The organism is Paenirhizobium selenitireducens ATCC BAA-1503 (assembly GCF_000518785.1).
In the GTDB taxonomy this organism is placed as follows: Bacteria; Pseudomonadota; Alphaproteobacteria; order Rhizobiales; family Rhizobiaceae; genus Allorhizobium; species Allorhizobium selenitireducens.
Genome location: NZ_JAEG01000001.1, coordinates 73,249 through 97,272, shown reverse-complemented (window position 1 = coordinate 97,272; position 24,024 = coordinate 73,249). Strand labels below are relative to the sequence as shown.

Sequence of the window (24,024 nt, the reverse complement as noted above, 5' to 3'; positions counted from 1 at the left end):
TCGGAACTCCTTCCCGGCCGTTCAGGCCGCTTCGCCGATGATGTCGGCGTAGCCGTTGGCTTCGAGTTCGAGCGCCAGGCTCTTGTCGCCGGTCTTGATGATCTGGCCCTTGTAGAGGACGTGGACGGTATCCGGGACGATGTAGTCGAGCAGGCGCTGGTAGTGGGTGATGACGATCACGGCGCGATCCGGCGACTTCAGCGCGTTGACGCCGTCGGCGACGATCCTCAGCGCGTCGATGTCGAGGCCCGAATCGGTCTCGTCGAGCACGCAGAGTTTTGGCTCCAGCAGCGCCATCTGCAGGATTTCGGCACGCTTCTTCTCGCCGCCGGAAAAGCCGACATTGAGAGGACGCTTCAGCATGTCCATGTTGATCTGCAACTCACCGGCGGCCGCCTTGACGCGGCGGATGAAATCCGGCGTCGTCAACTCAGCCTCGCCGCGCGCCTTGCGTTGCTCGTTCATCGCCACCTTGAGGAACTGCATGGTGGCGACGCCGGGGATTTCGACCGGGTACTGAAAGGCAAGGAAGATGCCCTTGGCGGCGCGCTCGGCGGCGTCGAGTTCTAGGATGCTCTCGCCGTTGTAGAGAATGTCGCCCTCGGTGACTTCATAGTCTTCGCGGCCGGACAGGATGTAGGACAGCGTCGACTTGCCCGAGCCGTTCGGGCCCATGATCGCGGCGACTTCGCCGGCCTTGACCGTCAGGTTCAGGCCCCGGATGATTTCGGTGCCGTCCTCGGCGATGCGGGCATGGAGGTTTCTGATTTCAAGCATGGTCTTTTCCTGTTTATCAACGCGCGAGCAAGCTCAGCGCTCCATCTGTCATCAATTCAAAAGAGTGCGCGCATACTGGGTAGGATGAAGGCCGAAACCGCTCCGGCCGCCAAGCCTATGGCAACGCGCGCGAACCTGTTCGACACATTCGGTGAGAAGAGGGCGACGCCCCCGCACACTACCGCGTAGTAGATCAGGCCGATCGCATCCATTACCCCACGCTCCCCTCGAGCGAGATGCCGATGAGCTTCTGCGCTTCGACGGCAAATTCCATCGGCAGTTCCTGGATGACTTCCCGGACGAAGCCGTTGACGATCAGCGCGATCGCCGCTTCCTGCGGAATGCCGCGCTGCAGGCAGTAGAACAGCTGGTCCTCGGAGATCTTCGAGGTGGTCGCCTCGTGCTCGAACTGCGCCGTCGAGTTCTTCGCCTCGATATAGGGCACCGTGTGTGCGCCGCACTTGTCGCCGATCAGGAGTGAGTCGCACTGGGTAAAATTGCGGGCATTCTCCGCCTTGCGGTGGGCCGAAACCTGGCCGCGATAGGTGTTGTTGGAGAAGCCGGCGGAAATGCCCTTGGAGATGATGCGGCTCGACGTGTTCTTGCCGAGATGGATCATCTTGGTGCCACTGTCGATCTGCTGGTGGCCGTTCGACACGGCGATCGAGTAGAACTCGCCGCGCGAGCCGTCGCCGCGCAGGATGCAGGACGGGTATTTCCAGGTGATCGCCGAACCGGTCTCGACCTGGGTCCAGGAGATCTTGGAATTCTTGCCCCGGCAGTCGCCACGCTTGGTGACGAAGTTGTAGATGCCGCCCTTGCCGTCCTTGTCGCCCGGATACCAGTTCTGGACGGTGGAATACTTGATCTCGGCATCGTCCAGCGCCACCAGCTCGACCACGGCGGCGTGCAGCTGGTTCTCGTCGCGCTGCGGCGCGGTGCAGCCTTCGAGATAGGAGACGTAAGCCCCCTCCTCGGCGATGATCAGCGTGCGCTCGAACTGGCCGGTGTTCTTCTCGTTAATGCGGAAATAGGTCGACAATTCCATCGGGCAGCGAACGCCCTTCGGCACGAAGACGAAGGAACCGTCGGTGAAGACCGCCGTATTGAGCGTCGCATAATAATTGTCGGTAACCGGCACGACGGAGCCGAGATATTTCTGCACCAGCTCGGGATGCTCGCGGATCGCCTCCGAGATCGACATGAAGATCACGCCGGCCTTCTTCAGTTCTTCCTTGAAGGTGGTGACGACCGAGACGCTGTCGAACACGGCATCGACGGCGATCTTGGAGGTCTGCACGCCGGCGAGAATCTCCTGTTCACGCAGCGGAATGCCGAGCTTTTCATAGACCTTCAGCAGCTCCGGATCGACCTCGTCGATCGAGGTCGGACCCGTCGTGCTCTTCGGCGCGGCGTAATAATAGAGGTCGTTGAAGTCGATCTTCGGATAATTGACGCGCGCCCAGGTCGGCTCTTCCATGGTGAGCCAACGCTTGTAGGCGTCGAGCCGCCAGGCAAGCATCCATTCCGGTTCGTTCTTCTTTGCGGAAATGAAGCGGATGATGTCTTCCGACAGGCCCTTGGGAGCCTTGTCGACTTCGATCATCGTCTCGAAACCGTATTTGTACTGGTCGACATCGATCTGGCGAACCTGATCGATCGTTTCCTGCACAGCAGCCATTCGCGTTCTCCAATCTTGCCGGATCAAAGGCCGGCAGCTTGTCAACGTATTGAGCGGAAACCCGCCCCTATGTAGTCGCCAGAGGCGTGTTTTTCACCCTCGCGGCAAGGAGAAAATTGGTTTTTGGCAATTTTTCCCGGTCTTTCATGCGGCTTCGCCGGAGATTTTCCGGCGCCCCGCGATCTTCGCAAATATCTCGACCGTGCGGTCGATATCGTCTCGTGTCGTCGCCGCCCCGAGCGAGATGCGCAAGGCCCCCGTCTTGGCGTCCTGTCCCATGGCGGTCAGCACGTGGCTGGCGCCGAGCTTGCCGGACGAACAGGCCGCCCCCGCAGAGAGCGCTACTCCCTCCAGATCGAAGGCGATCTGGCCCGTCTCCGCCTTCAGACCCGGCAGGGTGAAGAAACTCGTATTGGCGACGCGCGCGATCCCCTCACCATGAATGACAAGATCAGGCGCCGCGCTCCGCATGCCTTGTTCCAATCGGTCGCGCAAGGCGCCGATTGCCGCATTTCTGGCCTCGAGCCCGGTTCGCGCCCAGGCCGCAACGGCGCCGAAGCCGGCAATCGCCGCGACATTCTCGGTCCCCGCCCGGTGGCCCTTTTCCTGGCCGCCGCCGCGGATCAGCGGCGCGGGCATCAGGGTTTCGCCACGGGCGATCAGCGCGCCAGCCCCTTTCGGTCCGCCCAGCTTGTGGGCGGAAAGAACGAGGAAGTCGGCACCGATGTCCTGCAGATCGAGCGGGATCCGCCCGGCCGCCTGGACCGCATCGACCAGCAGCAGGCCGCCATGCCTGTGTACGATCTGGGCGGCCTCCCGGATCGGTTGGATGATGCCGGTCTCGTTGTTGACCGCCATCACCGCCACCAGCGGCAGCCCCGTCGAGGCGTCATGGGCGGAAAGAAGCCGTTCCAGCGCCTCGAGATCCGTCAACCCGTCAGGGGTCACCGGAAATTCGCCGATCTGCCCGGGCGCGAATCGCCCACCCTCGCGCACGGCCGGATGCTCGATGGCCGAAACATAGAGCCGGCCGATCGGCAAGGGCGCCTTTCCCATCCGGTAGGACGGCGTCAGCACCAGATTGGCGGCCTCGGTCGCACCAGCCGTGAAGATGACGTTGGCGGCCGTGGCACCAACAAGGGAGGCCACTTCGCGGCGGGCCGTCTCGATGACGGCCCTGGCGGCACGGCCCTCGGCATGCACGGAATTGGGGTTGCCCGTCAGAGCGAGCGCATCGACCATGACGGAGCGCGCCGCCTCCATCAGGGGGGCGGTGGCATTCCAGTCGAGATAGATGCGCTCCTTGGCCATATCGCGTCCGTGTCGCGCTCACTGGCCACCAGCAAGCGCATTTTCCTTGAAATTTCCGTCGGGCTTGTCCTATGACACCTTCGACCTTGGATGGACAGCCGATCCAGTTTCGAACAATTCTAAACTGGGTTTTATGAAAGTTGACTGACTTCGTCAAGTCAGCTGGCAGGAATGCTTGTCCAGGAACCACAGAAATTTGCACGGACCGGAGTTTCAATGCCCGAAGTGATTTTCAACGGCCCGGCGGGCCGCCTCGAAGGACGGTACCAGCCGTCCAAGGAGAAAAGCGCGCCGATCGCGATCATCCTGCATCCGCATCCGCAGTTCGGCGGCACGATGAACAACCAGATCGTCTACCAACTCTTCTACATGTTCCAGAAGCGCGGATTTACCACGTTGCGCTTCAACTTTCGCGGCATCGGCCGCAGCCAGGGCGAATTCGACCATGGCGCGGGCGAACTGTCGGATGCGGCCTCGGCGCTCGACTGGGTGCAGAGCCTGCATCCCGATTCGAAGAGCTGCTGGGTCGCCGGCTACAATTTCGGCGCCTGGATCGGCATGCAGCTTCTGATGCGGCGGCCGGAGATCGAGGGCTTCATCTCGATCGCGCCGCAGCCCAATACCTATGACTTCTCCTTCCTCGCCCCCTGCCCGTCATCCGGCCTGATCATCCATGGCGATGCCGACAAGGTTGCACCGGAAAAGGACGTCCAGGGCCTGGTCGACAAGCTGAAGACGCAGAAGGGCATCCTGATCACCCAGAAGACACTGCCCGGCGCCAACCACTTCTTCTCGGGCCAGACCGAAACGCTGATGGCCGAATGCGAGGACTATCTCGACCGTCGCCTCGAGGGCGAACTGGTGCCGGAACCGGCCGCCAAGCGCATCCGCTGATCGCGGGCCATCCCATTTCAAGAGGACGCCAGTCGAGAGGCCGGCGTTTTTCGTTGCGCGAATCTTGCCGGCCACCGGTCAGGATTGGCGCAACCGGCGTTGACAAAGCACAGCAAGATTGTTCTGACTTGAACAATAGCCACAAGATTTTTTCAACCCGACGTTAGATCCGCCTAGATGCCTGACGCCCTTTCCTTCGATGCGATCGGCTTTGCCGGCGGCGGAAACCGCTGCTACTGGCAGAGCGGTTTCCATCTGGCGCTGAACCTGCGCTATCCGCAGCGACCATCCTACTATGTAGCGGTGTCGGCCGGCGCCTATCACTGCGCGATGAGCCTGGCGGGCGTTGGCGAGCGGGTGCGCAATGCCGCATTCACCTTCGCCGAACGCAATATCCCGGATCTCGACTGGGCGGCGTTGAAAGAGCGCCGGTCGCCGCTGGTCGTCGGAGGCCTGTTCCGGCAGTTTCTCGCCGAGCAATTCGGCGAGGCGGAGCTTGCTGCCCTCAAAGCCGCACCGCCGATGCTGATCCAGCTGGCGCGACCGCCGGAATGGATGCCAGGCGGGCTTGCTGCGCTCGGTTCGATCGCCGCCTACCAGATCGAGAAGCGCCTGACCGGTGGCGCCCATTCCAAGGCCGGCCGGTATCTCGGGCTGAAACCCGTCTGGATCTCGACCCATGAGATTTCCTCCTCGGCCGATCTGGTCGACGCGATGATGGCCACTTCGTCGGTGCCGCCCTTCATGCCGGTCGGCCGTGTCGCTGAGCGCGACCATCTCGACGGCGGGCTGGTCGACAATCCGCCAACCATCCGGCTTTCCGAGACCGAGGCGGCCGGCGGCCGGACGCTGCTTCTGACCACGCGCTACGGCCGGCTGCCGCCGGCTTCGCCCAACCGCGTCGTCGTCGGGCCGAGCGAGGACATCCGCGTCAACAAGTTCACGGTTTCGGATGCGGCCGGTCTCAGGCATGCCTTCGAAGTGGGCCTGCGGGATGGCGCCGCCTTCGCCAGGACCATGCCGAAACTATTTGGCCGCTGACGGAGACGGCACCCTGGCGCGGGCCAGCACACCGCCGGTTACCGCCGCCTTTACCCCCGTCGTTCCGGGGAAGGTGAGCGGCAGTCGCTTCAGTGAGCGCACGGCGAGATAGGCCCAGGCCTCGGCTTCCGTCGCGTCACCGTCGAAACCGGCCTCTTCCGCCGTCAGAACGGTTGCGCCGCTGCGGGCGGTGATCTCCTTCAGGTCCGCCATGATGGTGCGGTTGAGCCGTCCGCCGCCGCTGATGATGTAGGTCTGCGGCGGATGGGGCAGATGGCCGGCCGAGCGCAGGATAGCCGCGGCGGTCACATAGGCGAGCGTGCGTGCGCCGTCGTGCAGCCCGGCCTCATCCGGTTCCGGCGGGCGAAAATCATTGCGGTCGAGCGAGCGGCGCTGGTCGGTGGTGAAGAAGGGATGGTCGAGATAACGTTCGGCGAGCGGCATGAGCACCGAGCCCTCGGAGGCGATCATTCCGCCCTGATCGAAGGGCACGCCGGCATTGACCTCCACCCATTGGTCGATCAGCGCATTGCCCGGCCCGCTGTCGAAGGCGAGGATCCGTCCCTCGTCGTCCACATAGGTCAGGTTGGAAATGCCGCCGATGTTGACGAAGCAGACCGGCCGGGCGGCCTCCTTGAGCGAGGCGGCGAGCGCCGCGTGGTAGGCGGGAACCAGCGGAGCGCCCTGCCCGCCATGGGCCATGTCATTGGCCCGCATGTCGTAGACCACATCGATGCCGGTCTCCCGCGCCAAAAGCGCACCGTCGCCGATCTGAACCGTCAGCGCCTGGTCCGGGCGATGCAGGACCGTCTGGCCGTGGAAACCGATCACCGCGATCTCGCCCGCCGACAGGCCGTGCGTCGAGAGAAAGGTCTTGACCGCCCCCGCGTGGCGCAGCGTCAGCTCCCGTTCCAGTTCGCCGAGTGAACCAGGACGCGCCGATCGCACGGTCATCGTCCTTGCGTCCTCCAATCCCTGTTTCAGCCGCTCCCGGAAGGCCGGGTCATAGGGCACGGCAAGAAATGGCCCCCGCTCGACGACGCTTTCGCCATCCGTGGTCAGCATGGCGACGTCCATCCCGTCCATCGAGGTGCCGCTCATCAACCCGATCGCCCGAATCCTGTCGCCCAAAGCCGTTCTCCGCCGATTCGAATGATTGCCATCAGCGTTATTCATGGCTGAAACGGGTGCACAATTCAAAAAACAATGCTAAAGCGCCGGCGATTTCCCGTTTTCCATATCCAGAAAGCCTGAAGGTCATGACGAAGTTCAAGTCCGATTTCCTCCGCACCATGCAAGAGCGCGGCTTCATTCATCAGATTTCCGATGAAAGCGGCCTCGACGACCTGCTCGCCAAGGAAAGCGTGACGGCCTATATCGGCTTCGACCCGACGGCACCGAGCCTGCATGCCGGATCGCTCATCCAGATCATGATGCTGCACTGGTTCCAGGCGACCGGCCACCGGCCGATCTCGCTGATGGGTGGCGGCACCGGCATGGTCGGCGATCCGTCCTTCAAGGAAGAGGCGCGCCAGTTGATGACCGTGGACACGATCGAGAGCAACATCGCCTCGATCAAGCGGGTGTTCGCGAACTACCTCGACTACGACAAGGGGCCGAAGGACGGCGCCCTGATGATCAACAATGCCGAGTGGCTGCGTTCGCTCAACTACCTCGAATTCCTGCGCGACGTCGGCCGGCACTTCTCGGTCAACCGCATGCTGTCTTTCGACAGCGTGAAGACCCGTCTCGACCGCGAGCAGTCGCTGTCCTTCCTCGAATTCAACTACATGATCCTGCAGGCCTACGACTTCGTCGAGCTGGCCAAGCGCTACGACTGCCGCCTGCAGATGGGCGGCTCCGACCAGTGGGGCAATATCATCAACGGCATCGATCTCGGCCACCGCATGGGCACGCAGCAGCTCTATGCCCTGACCTCGCCGCTTCTCACCACGTCGTCGGGCGCCAAGATGGGCAAGTCGGCGACCGGCGCCGTGTGGCTGAACTCGGAAATGCTGTCGGCCTACGACTTCTGGCAATACTGGCGCAACACCGAGGATGCCGACGTGCCGCGCTTCCTCAAGCTCTACACGACGCTGCCGATGGACGAGATCGGCCGCCTGGCCACCCTCGGCGGCTCCGAGATCAACGAGGTGAAGAAGATCCTGGCGACCGAGGTCACCGCGATCCTGCACGGCCGCGAAGCCGCCGAACAGGCGGCCGAGACCGCCCGCAAGACCTTCGAGGAAGGCGGCCTTTCGGACAACCTGCCGTCGGTCGAGATTCCGGCCGCCGAACTTGAGGCCGGCATCGGCCTTCTGTCGCTGATCGTCCGCGCCGGCCTGGCCGCCTCCAACGGCGAGGCCCGCCGCCACGTCCAGGGCGGCGCGGTGAAGATCAATGATGAAGCCGTCAGCGACGAACGTCTGGCGATCGGCTCGGCCCAGATGACCGGAGACGGCGTGATCAAGCTGTCGCTCGGCAAGAAGAAGCACATCCTGGTGCGCGCCATCTGACACGACATGCGCCGGGCGCTGCCGCGCCCGGCCCTCGCCCCCGGATCCACCGGGGCAGCGCCGGTGCAGGCCGCTATCGCCGCCGACAAAAAATCCTCTCCCCGAAAAAATATTTTTGCAGCCTCTCCGGGCCATCGCCCGCTGCCGCCGTGGCTCAGCCGCCAGACCAAGCCCTATCCGCGCCGGTCACTGCCGGCGTGTGCGTTATCGCGGTCCGGAAACATCCCGGACAGATCCGGGTGGGGCATCCTGCCAGAATGTGAGATTTGTCTTTATCCTCAAGCGATTAGCAGAAAGAAGCGCCGGCGCCCGGCAGTGAAACCGCGCGGATCCGGTAAAATTCGAGGCAAATTTTCGTCAAAACATATTCAAATACAGGTCGACTTTTATACTTGTTTTATTCTTGTTTTTCGTTGTTTTGATTAGACTTAACCTCTGTTTTTACTTCGCTATTTTGCGAGAGATCAAAACATCCATGCCATTGTCTCCTCAACACGGGGAGACAACCAATGACAACAAAAAGAAATCTGGGAATTGGACTCTTGACCATCGCAATGACCGGCGCGCTGGCGCTTCCGGCGATGGCACTTCCGGCAAACATGCGGGTCGTCGGAAAGGCAAATCCGCCAATCGGCCACTATGAATTCTGCAAGACCTATGGCGGCGAATGCGTGGCAGCCACCGCCGACGGCGGTCCGGCGCTGCTCACGGAAACGAACTGGAAAGACCTGCTCGATGTCAACTATACGGTCAACAGCTCGATCACGCCGCTGACCGACCAGGACATCTACGGCGTCGAAGAGCGCTGGGCCTACCCGCGCACGGTCGGCGACTGCGAAGACTTTGCCCTGCTCAAGCGCAAGATGCTGATCGACCGCGGCTTTGCTGCCTCCGACCTCCTGCTCACCGTGGTGCTGCAGCCGAATGGCGAAGGTCACGCTGTCCTGACGGTGCGCACCGACCATGGCGACTTCATCCTCGACAACATGCGCAACAAGGTCATGCTGTGGTCCGAGACGGAATACACCTACCTGAAGCGCCAGTCGTCCGACGACCCAGGTCGTTGGGTCAAGCTGCAGGACGGTCGGGCGACCGCCGTCGGTAGCGTCAATTCGAACTGATCGGCCGCCGCGCCAACGCGGCAGCCGCTGAGCCCCTGGCCCGGTCCGTCCCCCGCATACCCCGTCCCCGACCGGAGCCAATGAGCCGGTCCCGTTCAATCGGGACCGGCTCTTCTTTTCGACCTGCATGCCGGCCTCACGCAGTTGCTGAACCACACCCGGAAAGCTTAACGCGGCCTTAACCATAATCACCGACTTTTGGGCCACTAGCCGGCGAGATTCGCTGCCCGGGGGTCGGAACCATGCAGAGCACAGACACGGCGACGGATCCGGCGGGGCAGACGCCCCTGATCTCCAATCGTTTCATCGCCATCCTGACCGTGTCCGTCCTGGTCCTTGCCGCCCTGTCCATCGGCATCAGCCTGTTCGGAAACACGTTCGGTGAGCGCTGGGCGCTGGCCGGCCATAGCGACAGCGTCGAACCCATCGAAATCTCCATCGGGCTCGACCATCTGCGGCTCACCGCCAATACGATCCGTTTCGAGGAGCAGCGCAAGGGCGGCCCCTCCGAACGCGTCGACCTCTACCTGCTGTGGCCGGAAATGACCGGTTACAGTCGCGACAACCGTCGCCGCTTCGACGATCTGGCACGGGCCAATTCGCTGATTTTCCTGCAACTTTCCCAGAGCACAATGTCGCGCGACATGTCGGGACGCGTCGAGCCGATCTATTCACACCTGTTTGACGGCGCTGAGCAGAACGGCCCCTTCGGACTGTCGCTGCACCGTTTCCGGGCCGGCACTGGCTATGACGACGAAGTGCTTTTGACTGCGGCGCGGCCGGGCAAGCCGGATTATGCGGTGCGCTGCCTGCTCCCGGCACCCGGCGCGGCGCCCAGCGGCGGCGACTGCCAGCGCGACATTCACGTCGGACGGGACCTCACCGTGCTCTACCGTTTTTCGAGCGAGTTGCTGTCGGACTGGCCGCAGATCGACAGCGCCATCGAGGCCTATATCCGCGATCGAATCATCACCGGACCGGCGTCGGCGAAAGTTCAAAAGCGCGCGAATCCGGCAACGAATGATTCATTATAAACCTCTTGGTAAGGCTGTTTCCGTACTGTCGCCTCAAGTGGTCGCGTGGGGGTGCGCCCGATCCGAAATTACAGCATGTGAAGAGTCTTGCGGTGAAAAACACATTCCGACGCCTTAACCTCGCTTCCCAGATGCGCAAGTTTGCAGTTGCCGCTCTGGTGCTCGTGGCCGCTTTGGGGGCGAACGTTTCGACGGCCGAGGCCAAGCCGACCTATGGTGGTATCGTCGTCGATGCGAGGACCGGCAAGGTCCTCTACAGCGAGAATGCGGACAGCCTGCGCTATCCCGCGTCGCTCACCAAGATGATGACGCTGTACCTGACCTTCGAGGCGCTCGAAGCCGGTCGAATCAGCCTGAACAGCAAGGTTCCGGTGTCGGCCAATGCCGCTGCCGAACCGCCGTCGAAGCTCGGCGTCGGCGCCGGACGCTCGGTCACCGTCGAACAGGCCATCCTCGCGCTCGTCACCCGCTCCGCTAACGACATCGCGACCGCCCTTGGCGAACATATCGGTGGTTCGGAAGCGCGGTTTGCGCAGTTGATGACCGCCAAGGCCCGCAGCCTCGGCATGACCAAGACCACCTACCGCAACGCCCATGGCCTGCCCAACACCGCGCAGATGACCACGGCGCGCGACCAGGCGCGTCTCGGCATCGCCCTTCGCCAGCATTTCCCGCAATACTACGGCTATTTTTCCACCCGCAGCTTCAAGTTCGGCAAGCAGGTGATCGGCAATCACAACCGTCTGCTGGGTGCGGTGCGCGGCGTCGACGGCATCAAAACCGGCTTTACCCGGGCTGCCGGCTTCAACCTCGTGACCTCCGCCCAGGCCGACGGCCGCTCCATCGTCGGCGTCGTCATGGGCGCGCCGTCGGGTGCCAACCGCAATGCCCGCATGACCAAGCTCGTGCAGGCCTACCTGCCGAAGGCCTCCCGTTCCGGCGGCGGCGGCGATCTCATCGCCAAGATGAACACCTCCTATGCGCCGGTCGCTGCTGTCGAAAGCGTGGGGGAAGCCCCGGAAGTGGCACTCGATTCGCCGTCCCTTCCCTCCAGTGGTTCGCCGTCCCTGCCCTCCACCGGCCCGCTGCCGGAAACCCGTTACGAACCGGCGGCCGTCGCCTCGGCCTATGCAGCACCTGCCAACGACAACGCTGCAACCGCAGCGCTCGAAACGACCGCCCGCGGTGCCGCCCCCCGTCCGCTCGGCGCGGGCATGCCGGTGCCACAGCCGGCGCCCGCCTACATGCCCGACAGCCAGTCCTCGGTTGCCCCGGCTCAAGAACCTGCCGCAGTCCAGCAGGCCAAGGCGGCGCCAGTCGAGATCGATGAAACCACGACGGCCTCGACCCAGCCCTCTTCGGGATGGGTGATCCAGATCGGCACATCGCCGAGCCGCGATCAGGCCATGACCCTTCTGCGCAGTGCGCAGGACAAGGGCGGAAAGGTATTGCGTTCCGCCACCCCCTTTGCAGTTGCCTACAACACCGGCTCCGCCCAGCTCTATCGCGCTCGTTTCGGCGGCTTCGATGATCAGAAGACGGCGGTCAATGCGTGCAAGGCACTGAAGAAGAAGGGCATCGGCTGCTGGGCCGCCGCCCAGTAACCGCCGGTACCCACCCACCTCGATTTTTGTATCGCGTACGAGGTAATGAAAATGGCATCGAACGAGAATCACGTCGAATTCGCCCCGATCCAGGACAATAGCGGCAAGGACAGCCGCTACGGTCTGCATCCCCTGCACGAGGCGGCCTTCCGCATCGCCGACCTTGGGCTCAGCCGCAAGCGCGGCTCGCGCACCAAGGACCTGATCGGCCTGCTTCTGTGCCATGGCGCGCGCGCCTGGCGCTATTCGCAGCCGGAGGCGCATATCCACCTTCACGTCTCTTCCCATGGCGGCCGGTTCCCGATCGTCCTTCGCCTGCGCTGAACGCCGCCCATCCGATCCGAGGAAACCCCATGCCGCTCTATTCCCTTGGCAATCTGACGCCGAAGCTTCCTGCCGAAGACCGCTACTGGGTCGCGCCGGACGCCCATGTGATCGGTCAGGTCGAACTCGGCGAGGATGTCGGCATCTGGTTCGGCGCGGTGCTGCGCGGCGACAACGAGCCGATCGTCATCGGTGAACGGACCAATATCCAGGAAGGCGTGATGATCCACACCGATCCGCGCTTTCCCGTGACGATCGGTGCAGGCTGCACCGTCGGCCATCATGCCATCATCCATGGCTGCACGATCGGCGACAATTCGCTGATTGGCATGGGCGCGACGATCCTCAACGGCGCGAAGATCGGCAGAAACTGCCTGGTCGGTGCCAATGCGCTGATCACCGAGGGCAAGGAATTTCCCGACAATTCGCTGATCGTCGGCTCACCGGCCCGCGTCGTGCGCAGCCTCGACGACACAGCCGCGGCCGGCCTCGGGCTTTCGGCCGAGAGCTATGTGCGCAACTGGCAGCGCTTCGCCCGCGATCTGAAGAAGATCTGAGGACGGCGGCAGGTCCGCGTTCCCCTCGTCGCATCCCAGGCAGGCTCAAACGCAGTTGGCGCAAAGCCCACGGATCTCGATCGTCGTCTTTTCTGCCTTGAAGTGCTTGCCCTTCGCCCAGTCGGCCAGGCGATGGTCGATCGTGTGGTCGTGGAACTCGGCCACCTGCCCGCAATTGTTGCAGATGGCAAAGGCGACGGTGCCGTGCGAGCAGCAATCGTTCTGCGGATGGGCGCAGGCGACGAAGGCGTTGATACTCTCCAGACGATGCACCAGGCCAAACTCGACGAGCTTGTCGAGCGCGCGGTAGACCTGCAGCGGCGCGCGAAACCCCTTGTCGCGCAGCTGGTCGAGAATGCCATAGGCCGACAGCGGCGCCTGCGATGCCGACAGCGCATCGAAGACCAGGGCCTGGTTCTTCGTCAATTGCGGTTGGGTCATCTCATCCTCGCGACGTGGTTTCGTCCCGCCGGAAGCGCGGCGCCGGCAGGAGGCTGAACAGGAACAGGATCAGCGCCGCCACGACGATCGACGGGCCGGACGGCGTGTCATAGGTCAGCGAGCCGAACAGGCCGAGCACGACGGCGACCGCGCCGATCAGCGAGGCGAAGATCGCCATGACCTCCGGCGTCGCGGAGAACCGGCGTGCAGCGGCGGCCGGGATGATCAGCAGCGACGTGATCAGCATGATGCCGACGATCTTCATGGCAATGGCGATCACCAGCGCCATCAGCAGCATGAAGGCAAGGCGCGCGCGTTCGGGATGCAGGCCCTCGGCTTCCGCTAGTTCGGCATTGACGGTTGCGGCCAGCAGCGGCCGCCACAGCCAGGCGATCAAGCCGAGCACCACCGCGCCGCCGCCCCAGATGACGGCAATGTCGGTCATGGTGACCGCGAGGATGTCGCCGAACAGGAAAGCGATCAGGTCGATGCGCACCCAGGACATGAAGGCGACGAGCACGAGGCCGATCGCCAGCGTCGAATGGCTGAGGATGCCGAGCAGCGCATCGGCGGACAGCGCCTGACGTTTCTGCAGGACCAGCAGCAGCAGGGAAACGACGGCGGCGACGACGAAGACGCTGACCATCAGGTTGAGCGAGAAAAGGAGGGACAGCGCAACGCCGAGCAGCGCCGAATGCGCCATGGTGTCGCCGAAATAGGCCATGCGGCGCCAGATGACGAAGCAGCCAAGCGGACCGGTGGTCAGCGCGAGCCCGACACCGGCGAGGATGGCGCGCACGAAGAAATCGTCAAACATCACGCGCCTCCTTGGTCGGTGCCGCAACCGGGGTTACAAGCCCTGCAGCCGCGTGAGGACCATCGTCCGCATGGTGATGTCCGTGGTCGTCATCTGCAGCGTGGACATGAGCGTGCCCGTGGTCCGTGTGCCCATGACCTTCGTGGCCGCGGGTGTGATCATTTGCATGGTCGTGACCGGCATGCCCGCCAGTGGCAGGGCCATGGTCGTGGGCATGGCCATGGTCGTGGCCGGCCTCCCCCTGGTGTCCGTGGTCGTGGTGGTGCCCGTCGTCGGGATGACAGTGATCGGTGATCGTGCCGTCGACATGGCGCACGCGGCCGTCCGGCAGGTGCGTATGGTCGTGGTCGTGGCTGTAGACGGCAAGCGTGCGGCCGGCCGTGGCGCCGAAGAGCCGCATATACTCCGGACTGCGGCTGACCGCGGCCGGCGTGCCGCGGCAGCAGACATGGCCGTTGAGACAGATCACCGTATCGGTCTCGGCCATGACCACATGCAGGTCGTGGGAGATCAGCAGGATACCGCAGCCGGTGGTGTTGCGGATCGAGGTGATGAGATCGTAGAGCGCGATCTCGCCGGTGAAATCGACGCCCTGCACGGGTTCGTCGAGCACCAGCAGGTCCGGTTTGCGGGCGATGGCACGCGCCAGAAGCGCGCGCTGGAACTCGCCGCCGGACAGATGCTGGACTTCGGCGCCGGCGAGATGGCCGATGCCGACCGCTTCGAGTGTGGTGGCGATCTCCCTGTCGGTCAGCCGCACGGTCAGCGTCATCAGGCGCTTGACGGTCAGCGGCATGGTCCAGTCGACCGCCAGTTTCTGCGGCACGTAGCCGACGCGAAAGCCGGGCGTGCGCTCCACCCTGCCCTCGTCCGGATTGAGCACGCCGATCGCCATCTTGGCGCTGGTCGACTTGCCGGATCCGTTCGGCCCGATCAGCGTGACGATCTCGCCGCGGCGCACGGAAAAGTCGACGCCGCGCACCAGCCAGCGGCCATTGCGTCGGATCCCGGCATTGGAGAGCGTGACGAGCGGCGGTTCAGTCATCGATATCATTGCGGTCATGTCCGACCCGGAAATTTGCTGTTGCATGATCCTATGGCACACGTTATAGCATTACGCAATTGATGTAATAGTATTACATAACAAGCGCAAGATGGAGCAGACACCCATGACGTTTTCCCGGCTCGGCCTCGCCGCCTCGACCGCCGCCCTTCTTCTCACGCCGACGCTGGCGCTCGCGGCCCCGCAGGTCGTGGTCTCGATCAAGCCGATCCATTCGCTGGTCGCGGCGATCATGCAGGGCGTCGGCGAGCCGGAGCTGATCGTCGAGGGCGCTGCCTCCGCCCATACCTACAGCCTGAGGCCGTCGAACGCCCGGGCGCTGGAAAACGCCGACGTGGTCTTCTGGGTCGGGCCCGGCATCGAGGCCTTTCTCGAAAAGCCACTGGATGCGCTGGCCGGCAAGGCGAAAGTGGTCGAACTCGAGGACGCGCCCGGTCTTGTGCGCCTGCCCTTCCGCGAAGGCGGCGCCTTCGAGGCTCACGACCATGAAGGCGAGGCGGACCATGCCGACGGCGACGAACATGCGGCGCATGATGCCCATGCGGATCATGCAACCGAAGAACATGCCGCGGAACAACATGCCGGCGAAGAGCACGATCACGAGCATGAGCACGGCGGCTTCGACATGCATCTCTGGCTCGACCCGATGAATGCCAAGGCCATGGCAAAGCAGATCGAAGAGACGCTGGTGGCCGCCGATCCCGCCAATGCCGACCGCTACAAGGCCAACGGACTGGCGCTCGCGCAGGAGATCGACACGCTGGACAAAGACATCGCCACAGCCGTTGCTCCTGTGGTCGACAAGCCCTTCGTCGTCTTCCACGACGCCTATCAGTATTTCGAGAACCGCTACAAGGTGCGGGTCGCCGGCTCGATCACGGTGAGCCCGGAAACCATGCCCGGTGCCGAACGCGTTGCCGAGATCCATGGCAAGGTGAAAGAGCTCAAGGCGGCCTGCGTCTTCGCCGAGCCACAGTTCGAGCCGAAGCTCGTTTCCGTGGTGACCGAAGGAACGGACGCCAAGGCCGGCACGCTCGACCCTGAAGGCGGCGCGCTTGAGGCGGGTCCGGCCCTCTATCCCGAACTCATGCACAATCTGGCGAAGTCGCTTACCGACTGCCTGTCGCGGTAAGGTCGCGGCGCCATGCCTCCCGGGCGGACCTGCGGGTCCGCCTTTTTCGGCCCTACCGATGTAATAATATTACACAAACAGAAAGGTTTGTTCCATGGACAAGCTTCCCGTTACCGTGCTCTCCGGTTTCCTCGGCGCCGGCAAGACGACGCTCCTCAACCACGTTTTGTCCAATCGCAGCGGGCTCAAGGTCGCCGTCATCGTCAACGACATGAGCGAAGTGAATATCGACGCTGCGCTGGTGCGCGGCGGTGAGGCGGCGCTATCGCGCACCGACGAGCAACTGGTCGAGATGAGCAATGGCTGCATCTGTTGCACATTGCGCGACGACCTGCTGAAGGGGGTTCGCGATCTCGCCGCGCAGAACCGTTTCGACTACCTTCTCATCGAAGCGACCGGCATCGCCGAACCGCTGCCGATCGCCACGACCTTCGATTTCCGCGACGAGCATGGCTTCAGCCTCTCGGACATCGCCCGCCTCGACACGATGGTGACGGTGGTGGATGCCGCCAATCTGCTGACCGACTATGCATCGATAGATTTTCTCTCCGATCGCGGCGAAACCGCCGGCGACGGGGACAACCGCACGCTGGTCGACCTGCTGGTCGAGCAGATCGAGTTCGCCGACGTCATCGTGCTCAACAAGATCGGGACCGCGACGCCGGAACAGCGCGACGCGGCGCGCAAGATCATCACCGGGCTCAACCCCGACGCCCGGCTGATCGAGGCCGACTTCGGCCAGATCGAACCGCGCGACATTCTCGGCACCGGCCTGTTCGACATCGCCAAGGCCGAGACCCATCCGCTCTGGTTCAAGGAATTGCACGGCTTCAAGGACCATGTGCCGGAGACCGAGGAATACGGCATCCGCTCCTTCGTCTATCGGGCGCGCCAGCCCTTCGATCCGAAGAAGCTCCAGGCCTTCATCGGCCGCAGCTGGCCGGGGGTCATCCGCGCCAAGGGCTTCTTCTGGCTGGCGACGCGCCCCAATCATGTCTGGGAACTGAGCCAGGCCGGCGCGATCGTGCGGACCGGTCGCATGGGCCTTTGGTGGGCGGCGGTGCCGCGCCAGCGCTGGCCGGACGACGCCGAATTTCGCAATGCCATGGCACCCTATCTCGATCCGGTCTGGGGAGACCGGCGCCAGGAAATCGTCTTCATCGGTGCCGATCCGATGGACGAGGCTTCGATTGTCGCCGAACTCGACGCCTGCCTCGTCGAGGCTAGCGGCTTCACGCCAGCGGCCTGGTCCGGCATGAAGGACACCTTTGCTCCGTGGCAATGACCTGACGGCAGAGCCCTGCCCGGCTCGACCCGGCCTTTGGGGCTCGGCCAAAAGCCAGACGCAAGTTCTGTCCGCTAGACGCAAGGGCCAATGTTGGAATTGCAGGGAGCATGCGCTTGTCATTCGACGACCGGCTGGCGGAGGCCGAAGCCATGTTTTCGGCGGAACGGTATTCCGAGGTCCTCACCCTGCTTGCCGGGCTGATGCCGGAAGCGACAAACCACCGCCCTGCCGAACTGCTCGGCGAGACCCTCCTGAAGCTCGGCATGGTCGGCGAAGCGGCCGAGGCCTTCGAACATGCCGGCCTCAAGGGACCGCCGCAGCCCTATCCGCTTCTCCTCAAGGCAGCGCGGCTCTATCTCGACGCCGGACGCCTGGACAAGGCGCTGGCGCTGGCCGTCCAGCTCAACCGGCACCAGCCCGCCGATCCGGCCCCCGCCTTCATCATCGCTTCGGTCGGACTGAAAGCGGGCCAGCCGGGCCTGCTCGTCGATCAGATCAAGAACCTGCTGGTCGACAGCGACGATCCGGAGCATCTGAAGCTCGCCGTGCAATTGATCGGCGACGACCTGCGCGATGCCAGAAACCTCACGCTGTTCGCCAAGCTGCGGCGCCTCTATCCGGACGATCCCTTCATCCGCACGACGCTGATGGGATTTACCCGCGAATTCTGCGACTATCCGATCCTGCTGGGCGAGGAACAGGCCCTGCGCGCCGAGATTGCCCGCGGCGACACGCGGGCGCTCGCCGCGGAAACGCCGCACTACAATCTGATGTGGTGCGGCGACGAAGCGCTGAACCGGCTCGCCGCCAATATCACCGGCCTCGTGCCCTTCGCCGCCGATGCGCCCGCGCGCCGGCGCGCGAGACCGCACAGGTTCGGCGACAGGATCCGTGTCGGTTATCTCTCCAACGATTTCTGGGTCGACCATGCCACGATGCGGCTCTTGGGCGGCGTGCTCAAGGCCCATGACCGCGACCGCTTCGACATCACCCTCTACTGCCACACGCCCGAGCGCTTCATCGGTGGAGATGCTGCGGCCCGCGCCGAATGGGGCCGGATCACGCGCATCGAGGGCATGGGCGACGACGAGGCCGCAGCCGCCATGCAGCGGGACGGCATAGACATTCTCGTCGACCTCAAGGGCCACACCGCCGGCTCTCGCTCGCGGCTGCTGAATGCGCCCGTAGCCCCGGTGCATGTGGCCTGGCTCGGCTTTCCCGGCTCGAGCGTCGGCGTCGACTGCGACTACGTGATCGGCGACCGTTTCGTCCTGCCGGACAGCGCCCGCCCTCATTATCACGAAAAATTCTGCCGCATGCCGGACAGCTACCAGCCGAACGACCCGTGGACGCGCACCGTGCCCGGCCCTGCGGCGCGGCGTGCCTTCGGCCTGCCGACGGACCGTTTCGTCTTCTCCGCCTTCAACAGCCAGCGCAAGAACGCGCCGGAAGGGATCGGCCTGTGGGCTCGGGTGCTCGTCGCCAACCCCGAGGCGGTGCTGTGGCTGATGGTCGATGGCACCCATGCGCGAAACGCCACTGCCGATTTCCTGCGGCGCGCCGGCGTGCGCTCCGACCAGTTCATCTTCGCGCCGAAGATGCCCTATACGAGCCACATCGCCCGCGTGCCGGCCGCCGATCTCGGATTGGACAGCTTCCCCTATAACGGCCACACGACCACCTCCGACATGCTCTGGGCCGGACTGCCTGTGGCGACCCGGAAGGGCACGAACTTCGCCTCACGGGTCTCGGAGAGCCTGCTGAACGCCATCGGCCTGCCGGAACTGGTCGCGGAGGATGCGGATGCGTTCGTCGCGCTGTGCAGCGCGCTTGTCTCCGACCGCGAACGGGTCGCCCGCCTTCGCCAGACGATCGCCGACAATCGTTTCATCGCGCCGCTGTTCGACGCGGAACGCTTCTGTCGCCATCTGGAATGGGGCTATGGTCACATGGTCGAACGGGCAAAGTCCAGGCTGCCGCCGGAGCACTTCGACGTGCCGGCGCTCGCGCCCCGTACTTCGCCCTTCCGAACTTCTTAAAGCCGCCCGCGCCTCGCCAGCAGGTCGAGCACGATGCGGCTGCCCTCGACGCCCGAGGGCTGGGCGGTCTGCAGCCTTTGCCAGACCAGGTCGAAACCTTCGAGCATGGCCCGCTGCTGCAGCGTATCGGCGGCGAGGCGCTCGGCCATGCGCAGCAGATTGCCGGGGCGGACATAGTCGTTGAGAAATTCCGGCACGAACGGGTAGTCGGCGATCAGATTGGGCAGCGCACCGCTCCAGGTCTTGATGCGGTGGCTGAGCATCGTGATCAGCCAATCGGTCTTGTAGGTCGACACGACCGGAACGGTCGCCAGCGCCAGTTCCAGGATGACGGTGCCGGACGCGGCGATCGCCGCATCGGCCTCGGCGAAAGCGCGCCATTTCGCCTCCTCGCCCATCAGCACCTCCGGTTTCAGGTCCCAGTCGGCGATCATCTGGCGCACGCGCGCCTCCTGGCGCGGAACGGTCGGCAGCAGGAAACGCGTCGGACCGTTGCGGGCGACGAAATCGCGCATGGTTTCGCCGAAAATCGGCAAGAGGGTCGTGATCTCCGCGCCGCGCGAACCGGGCAGCAGCAGGATCGTCTTTGGCTCGTCCAGGCGCTTCGGCCGCTTGCCGGCTCGCGCCGCGCGAGTCTCCAGCAGTCTTTCGTTGGTGACCAGCCGATGGCCGACAAAATGGGTCGGCGGGCCGCCGAGATCGCGCATCACTTGGCGCTCGAATGGCAGCACGGCCAGCACTTCGTCGACATAGGCAAGCATCGCCTTGGCGCGGTATTCCTTCCAGGCCCAGACGCTCGGGCAGACGTAATCGACCAGAGGCAGGTCGGGCAGCGCCTGGCGCACCTTCTTCGCCACCCGGTGGGTAAAATCGGGGCTGTCGACGATCAATAGCAAGTCGGGCCGGGCCGCGATGATCGCCTTGGCTGTCAGACCGATGAGGCGGATGAAGCGCGGCAGGCGTGCGAGAACCTGGGTGAGCCCCATCACGGAAAGCTCGGAAAAATCGAAGAGCGACTGAAGTCCCTGTCGCTCGAGCGCATCGCCGCCGACCCCGACCAGCTCGATCGGCCCGCCGTGGCGGTCCTTCAGCGCGGCGATCAGGTCCGCGCCCAGCAGATCTCCCGAGACTTCTCCGGCTATGACGGCCATCTTCAGGGGCCTGGTGCTCATGGGGTTCCTCCGGCAAGGCCGCGATCGATGCCGATGACGAACAGCCCGGCTTCGTCGGCGGCACTGATCAGCGCCCCGCGCTCGATCACCAGCGCCCGGCCGGCCTCGACGGCGATACCGGCCAGCCCCGCCTTTTTGGCATTCTCGATGGTGGAACGGCCGATCGACGGCAGATCGGCGCGTACGTCCTGCTGCGGCTTGCAGAGCTTGACCAGCACGCCCTTGCGGTGCTGCGAGATGCGTTTCTCGGCCCTGAGATGCGCCACGCGCTCCAGCATGGCATCGGTACCCTCGACGCCCTCGAGCGCGACGATGCGTCCGCCGACGCTCACCGCCCCCTGCCCCACATCGAGCCGGCCGAGCGCCTCGGCGGCTTCCGCCCCGCGGGCGATGTCGCGCCAGTCGTCGGCGGAGGGTGAAACTTTGCCGATCGACCCGGTTTCGGCGAGCAGGTCGGGGGCAATCTCGTGCGCGCCGATCACGTGGCAGCCCTGCGCCTCGATCAGGCCGATCACCATCTTCAGGACGACGTCGTCGCCACCGGCGAGCAGCGTCTTCACCGCCATGGGCAGTTTCAGCAGCGATTTCAGATTGACCCGGATCTCGCCGAAGGCCGGCCGCCGCTTGACGCCGCCCGACAGCACAACGCGATCGATCGCGTTGACCTTCAGCAGCGACGACAGGCCGGCCATGTCGCCGACGCCGATGACGGCGGAATCAAAGCCCTGCCATTGCTGGTCGGCTTCATTGCGAAGGCGGAGAATGAAGGGATTTTCGCCGGCCGCGCGCGCCGCCTCGGCGACGTAGAGAGGCAAGAAGCCGCCACCGGCGACGATCGCCAGGCGGCCTTTGCGAGCCCCGGACGGCGCCACGGCGATCAGCTCTTGCCGCGGAACGGCGACGACAGGGCGCGGTCGCTTTCGGCCGCGATGAAATCGAGGATTTCAACGACCGGCGGGCAATCGAGATATTCGTCACGGATGGCGGCGGCATTGACACGGGCCGAGGCTTCGCCCTCGAAGATCTGCTTGAAGGCGCGGCGAACCTGGTGGATCACCGAACGCTCGATGCCGGCGCGCGTCATGCCGACCACGTTGAGACCGCCGAGCACGCCCGGATTGCCGTTCAGCATGCCATAGGGAATGACGTCGTAGCTCACGGCGGACAGTCCACCGACGAAGGCCTGGCGGCCGATGCGGGTAAACTGGTGCACGGCCGATCCGCCGCCGAGAATGACCCGGTCCCCGACCTTCACATGGCCGGCCAGCATGACATTGTTCGACAGGATGATGTTGTCGCCGAGCTGGCAATCATGGGCGACATGCGAATTGGCGAGGAACAGGTTGTTGCTGCCGACCACCGTCTTGCCACCGCCCTCGGCGGTTCCGGTGTTCATCGTCACGCCTTCGCGAATCGTGCAGTTGTCGCCGATGGAAAGCGTGGTTTCTTCGCCGGCATGGTGAATGCTCTGCGGATCGCCGCCGATCACGGCGCAGGCATGAATCCTGGCATTGCGCCCGATCGTCGTGCGGCCGGTGACGACAACATTGGAGAGAAGCTCGCAACCGTCGCCGAGCGTCACGTTCGCCCCGACATGGCAGAAGGGGCCGATCTTCACATTCGCCCCGATCACGGCGCCGTCCTCGACGACGGCCATGGGGTGAATGACGGCGCCTTGCCCGATCGTGCTCATTTCTCGTCCTTGCGCATGATCATGGCACCGATGTCGGCCTCGGCCACCAGCGCACCGTCGACCTTCGCGTCACAATGGAACTTCCAGATATTGCCGCGCTGCTTCTGCTTGAAGACGTGGAACTCGACGCGATCACCCGGCACCACCGGCTTGCGGAAGCGCGCATTGTCGATGGTCATGAAGTAGACGAGATTTCCGCCGCCGCCCTGCTTGCGGGTGCAGATCGCACCGGCGGTCTGCGCCATGCCCTCGATCAGCAGAACACCCGGCATGATCGGCGACTCGGGAAAGTGACCGGTGAAGTGCGGCTCGTTAGCCGTGACGTTCTTGATGCCGATCGCGGAATTGTCGCCATCAATCTCGATGATCCGGTCGACCAGCAGGAACGGATAGCGATGCGGCAAAAGCTTCATGATCTCGAGAATATCAGCGGCGCCCAGCTCGGTCTTGACCTGATCAGTCATTCTTTCCCCCCTTCTGCTTGCGGCTTTCCGACTGGCTCAAGGCCGCCGCAACGTCTTTTAGAAAATCCTTCATCGGTCGGGCCGGAATGCCGCCATAACGCTCGCCCGGAGGAACGTCGGACAGCACGCCGCTCATCGCCGCGATCTGCGCGCCGTCGCCGATGGTGACGTGACCGTTCACGCCGCAGGCGCCGCCGATCATCACGCCGTCGCCGACCTTCGTGCTGCCGGCGATGCCGACCTGGGCGACAATGCCGCAATGGCGGCCGATGCGGACATTGTGGCCGATCTGCACGAGGTTATCGATCTTCGTGCCTTCGCCGATCACGGTGTCGTCCATCGTGCCGCGATCGATCGTCGTATTGGCGCCGATCTCGACATTGTCCTGGATGATGACGCGGCCGATCTGCACGATCTTCAACATGCCGCGCGGACCGGGTGCATAGCCGAAGCCGTCCTGGCCGACGCGCGCGCCGTTGTGAATGATGACATTGTTGCCGATCAGGGCCGACTGGATCGTCGCGCCGGCGGCAATTGTGCAGCCACGGCCGATCCTGACTCCGGCGCCGATGACGGTCCCTGCACCGATGCGACTACCCTCGCCGATCTCGACATCCGCACCGATCACAGCCATCGGCTCGACCAGCACGTCCGGCTCGAGCCTTGCCGTCGGATCAACGAACGCAGCGGGCGAAATTCCAGCCATGGACGGAGAGACCGGCACGGGGCGCAACGCCTCCGGATGGAGCAAGCCCCCGGCCTGGGCGAAAGCCATGGCCGGCGACGGCGCCAGCAGCACCGGGATATGATCGGGAATGAGAGACTTGAGCGCCTTGTCGCACAGGATCGCCGAGGCCTCGCAGGTCTTCAGCTCTTCCTTGCTCCGGCGCGACAGGATGTAGCAGATATCACCCTGCTTCGCCCTATAGACAGGCGCGACCGATCGGATCACCCGTTCGCCCGCGCCCGCATCCTGAAGTTCCGCCCCGATCTGCGCCGCAAGCGACGCCAGAGAGACCCCCTCACGGGGCGGAAAAAAATGATTATGCTCCATC

The 24,024-nt window shown here is 64.1% G+C and carries 23 protein-coding genes; 11 read left to right on the top strand and 12 right to left on the bottom strand.

Annotated features, from left to right (window positions below):
- Nucleotides 1–21: 21 nt before the first annotated feature.
- The 3 genes from sufC to L867_RS0100500 all read right to left on the bottom strand — a co-directional run bounded on the left by sufC (nt 22) and on the right by L867_RS0100500 (nt 3,769).
- On the bottom strand, nt 22–777 hold the full coding sequence (sufC, locus tag L867_RS0100515; protein WP_028735062.1) for a Fe-S cluster assembly ATPase SufC: 756 nt from the start codon (nt 775–777) through the stop codon (nt 22–24).
- 211 nt (nt 778–988) lie between these two features.
- Complete coding sequence (gene sufB, locus L867_RS0100505; RefSeq protein ID WP_028735061.1) at nt 989–2,458, bottom strand: Fe-S cluster assembly protein SufB; 1,470 nt, start codon at nt 2,456–2,458, stop codon at nt 989–991.
- Nucleotides 2,459–2,602: 144 nt separating this feature from the next.
- Entirely contained in the window at nt 2,603–3,769 is a 1,167-nt protein-coding gene (locus L867_RS0100500; protein ID WP_028735060.1) for a cysteine desulfurase family protein, read from the bottom strand.
- A gap of 216 nt (nt 3,770–3,985) precedes the next feature.
- Here L867_RS0100500 and L867_RS0100495 point away from each other — a divergent pair, with 216 nt between their 5' ends.
- Entirely contained in the window at nt 3,986–4,663 is a 678-nt protein-coding gene (locus L867_RS0100495) for an alpha/beta hydrolase (RefSeq protein ID WP_028735059.1), read from the top strand.
- A gap of 177 nt (nt 4,664–4,840) precedes the next feature.
- On the top strand, nt 4,841–5,704 hold the full coding sequence (locus L867_RS0100490; RefSeq protein ID WP_028735058.1) for a patatin-like phospholipase family protein: 864 nt from the start codon (nt 4,841–4,843) through the stop codon (nt 5,702–5,704).
- Here the strand turns inward: L867_RS0100490 and L867_RS0100485 are convergent.
- Nucleotides 5,690–6,835: an anhydro-N-acetylmuramic acid kinase gene (locus L867_RS0100485; protein ID WP_028735057.1), complete on the bottom strand. Its 1,146-nt coding sequence runs from the start codon at nt 6,833–6,835 to the stop codon at nt 5,690–5,692. The genes L867_RS0100490 and L867_RS0100485 overlap by 15 nt on opposite strands.
- A 128-nt stretch (nt 6,836–6,963) precedes the next feature.
- Here L867_RS0100485 and tyrS point away from each other — a divergent pair, with 128 nt between their 5' ends.
- The 6 genes from tyrS to L867_RS0100455 all read left to right on the top strand — a co-directional run bounded on the left by tyrS (nt 6,964) and on the right by L867_RS0100455 (nt 12,860).
- A complete protein-coding gene (tyrS, locus tag L867_RS0100480) occupies nt 6,964–8,220 on the top strand; it encodes a tyrosine--tRNA ligase (RefSeq protein WP_028735056.1) in 1,257 nt (418 codons plus the stop codon).
- A gap of 509 nt (nt 8,221–8,729) precedes the next feature.
- The gene (locus L867_RS0100475) at nt 8,730–9,341 is read left to right on the top strand and encodes a transglutaminase-like cysteine peptidase (protein ID WP_028735055.1); all 612 of its coding nucleotides are present in this window, start codon (nt 8,730–8,732) and stop codon (nt 9,339–9,341) included.
- A 242-nt stretch (nt 9,342–9,583) separates the two neighbouring features.
- On the top strand, nt 9,584–10,375 hold the full coding sequence (locus L867_RS0100470) for a hypothetical protein (protein WP_037172273.1): 792 nt from the start codon (nt 9,584–9,586) through the stop codon (nt 10,373–10,375).
- A 131-nt stretch (nt 10,376–10,506) separates the two neighbouring features.
- Nucleotides 10,507–11,979 (top strand): D-alanyl-D-alanine carboxypeptidase, encoded by a 1,473-nt coding sequence (locus L867_RS0100465; RefSeq protein ID WP_037172272.1) that lies wholly within the window; start codon nt 10,507–10,509, stop codon nt 11,977–11,979.
- A 51-nt stretch (nt 11,980–12,030) separates the two neighbouring features.
- Nucleotides 12,031–12,303, top strand: a complete 273-nt coding sequence (locus tag L867_RS0100460) for a hypothetical protein (protein WP_028735052.1) — start codon at nt 12,031–12,033, stop codon at nt 12,301–12,303.
- A gap of 29 nt (nt 12,304–12,332) precedes the next feature.
- Nucleotides 12,333–12,860: a gamma carbonic anhydrase family protein gene (locus L867_RS0100455; RefSeq protein WP_028735051.1), complete on the top strand. Its 528-nt coding sequence runs from the start codon at nt 12,333–12,335 to the stop codon at nt 12,858–12,860.
- Between the two features lie 45 nt (nt 12,861–12,905).
- On the opposite strand, the gene L867_RS0100450 is transcribed toward L867_RS0100455, so the two are convergent.
- The 3 genes from L867_RS0100450 to L867_RS24240 are packed head-to-tail and all read right to left on the bottom strand — an operon-like array spanning nt 12,906 to nt 15,181.
- A complete protein-coding gene (locus L867_RS0100450; protein ID WP_028735050.1) occupies nt 12,906–13,301 on the bottom strand; it encodes a Fur family transcriptional regulator in 396 nt (131 codons plus the stop codon).
- Between the two features lies 1 nt (nt 13,302).
- The gene (locus tag L867_RS0100445; protein WP_028735049.1) at nt 13,303–14,118 is read right to left on the bottom strand and encodes an iron chelate uptake ABC transporter family permease subunit; all 816 of its coding nucleotides are present in this window, start codon (nt 14,116–14,118) and stop codon (nt 13,303–13,305) included.
- Entirely contained in the window at nt 14,111–15,181 is a 1,071-nt protein-coding gene (locus tag L867_RS24240; protein ID WP_051438747.1) for an ATP-binding cassette domain-containing protein, read from the bottom strand. Before L867_RS24240 ends, L867_RS0100445 begins: the two co-directional genes overlap by 8 nt.
- A gap of 106 nt (nt 15,182–15,287) precedes the next feature.
- On the opposite strand from L867_RS24240, the gene znuA reads away from it, so the two are divergent.
- The 3 genes from znuA (at nt 15,288) to L867_RS0100425 (ending at nt 19,640) form a co-directional block, all read left to right on the top strand.
- A complete protein-coding gene (znuA, locus tag L867_RS0100435; protein ID WP_028735048.1) occupies nt 15,288–16,313 on the top strand; it encodes a zinc ABC transporter substrate-binding protein ZnuA in 1,026 nt (341 codons plus the stop codon).
- A 94-nt stretch (nt 16,314–16,407) separates the two neighbouring features.
- A complete protein-coding gene (locus L867_RS0100430) occupies nt 16,408–17,598 on the top strand; it encodes a GTP-binding protein (protein WP_028735047.1) in 1,191 nt (396 codons plus the stop codon).
- Nucleotides 17,599–17,708: 110 nt separating this feature from the next.
- Nucleotides 17,709–19,640 (top strand): O-linked N-acetylglucosamine transferase, SPINDLY family protein, encoded by a 1,932-nt coding sequence (locus tag L867_RS0100425; protein ID WP_051438745.1) that lies wholly within the window; start codon nt 17,709–17,711, stop codon nt 19,638–19,640.
- Here the strand turns inward: L867_RS0100425 and lpxB are convergent.
- The 5 genes from lpxB to lpxD are packed head-to-tail and all read right to left on the bottom strand — an operon-like array spanning nt 19,637 to nt 24,023.
- Nucleotides 19,637–20,812 carry a lipid-A-disaccharide synthase gene (lpxB, locus tag L867_RS0100420; RefSeq protein ID WP_028735045.1) on the bottom strand — a complete coding sequence of 392 codons (1,176 nt, stop codon included), beginning with the start codon at nt 20,810–20,812 and terminating at the stop codon, nt 19,637–19,639. The genes L867_RS0100425 and lpxB overlap by 4 nt on opposite strands.
- Nucleotides 20,809–21,684, bottom strand: coding sequence for an LpxI family protein (locus L867_RS0100415; protein ID WP_028735044.1), 876 nt, complete (start codon nt 21,682–21,684; stop codon nt 20,809–20,811). Before L867_RS0100415 ends, lpxB begins: the two co-directional genes overlap by 4 nt.
- 5 nt (nt 21,685–21,689) lie before the next feature.
- A complete protein-coding gene (gene lpxA, locus L867_RS0100410) occupies nt 21,690–22,505 on the bottom strand; it encodes an acyl-ACP--UDP-N-acetylglucosamine O-acyltransferase (RefSeq protein ID WP_028735043.1) in 816 nt (271 codons plus the stop codon).
- Entirely contained in the window at nt 22,502–22,969 is a 468-nt protein-coding gene (gene fabZ / locus L867_RS0100405) for a 3-hydroxyacyl-ACP dehydratase FabZ (RefSeq protein ID WP_028735042.1), read from the bottom strand. The genes lpxA and fabZ overlap by 4 nt, the downstream gene beginning before the upstream one ends.
- The gene (gene lpxD / locus L867_RS0100400; protein ID WP_028735041.1) at nt 22,962–24,023 is read right to left on the bottom strand and encodes a UDP-3-O-(3-hydroxymyristoyl)glucosamine N-acyltransferase; all 1,062 of its coding nucleotides are present in this window, start codon (nt 24,021–24,023) and stop codon (nt 22,962–22,964) included. The genes fabZ and lpxD overlap by 8 nt, the downstream gene beginning before the upstream one ends.
- Between the last annotated feature and the right edge of the window lies 1 nt (nt 24,024).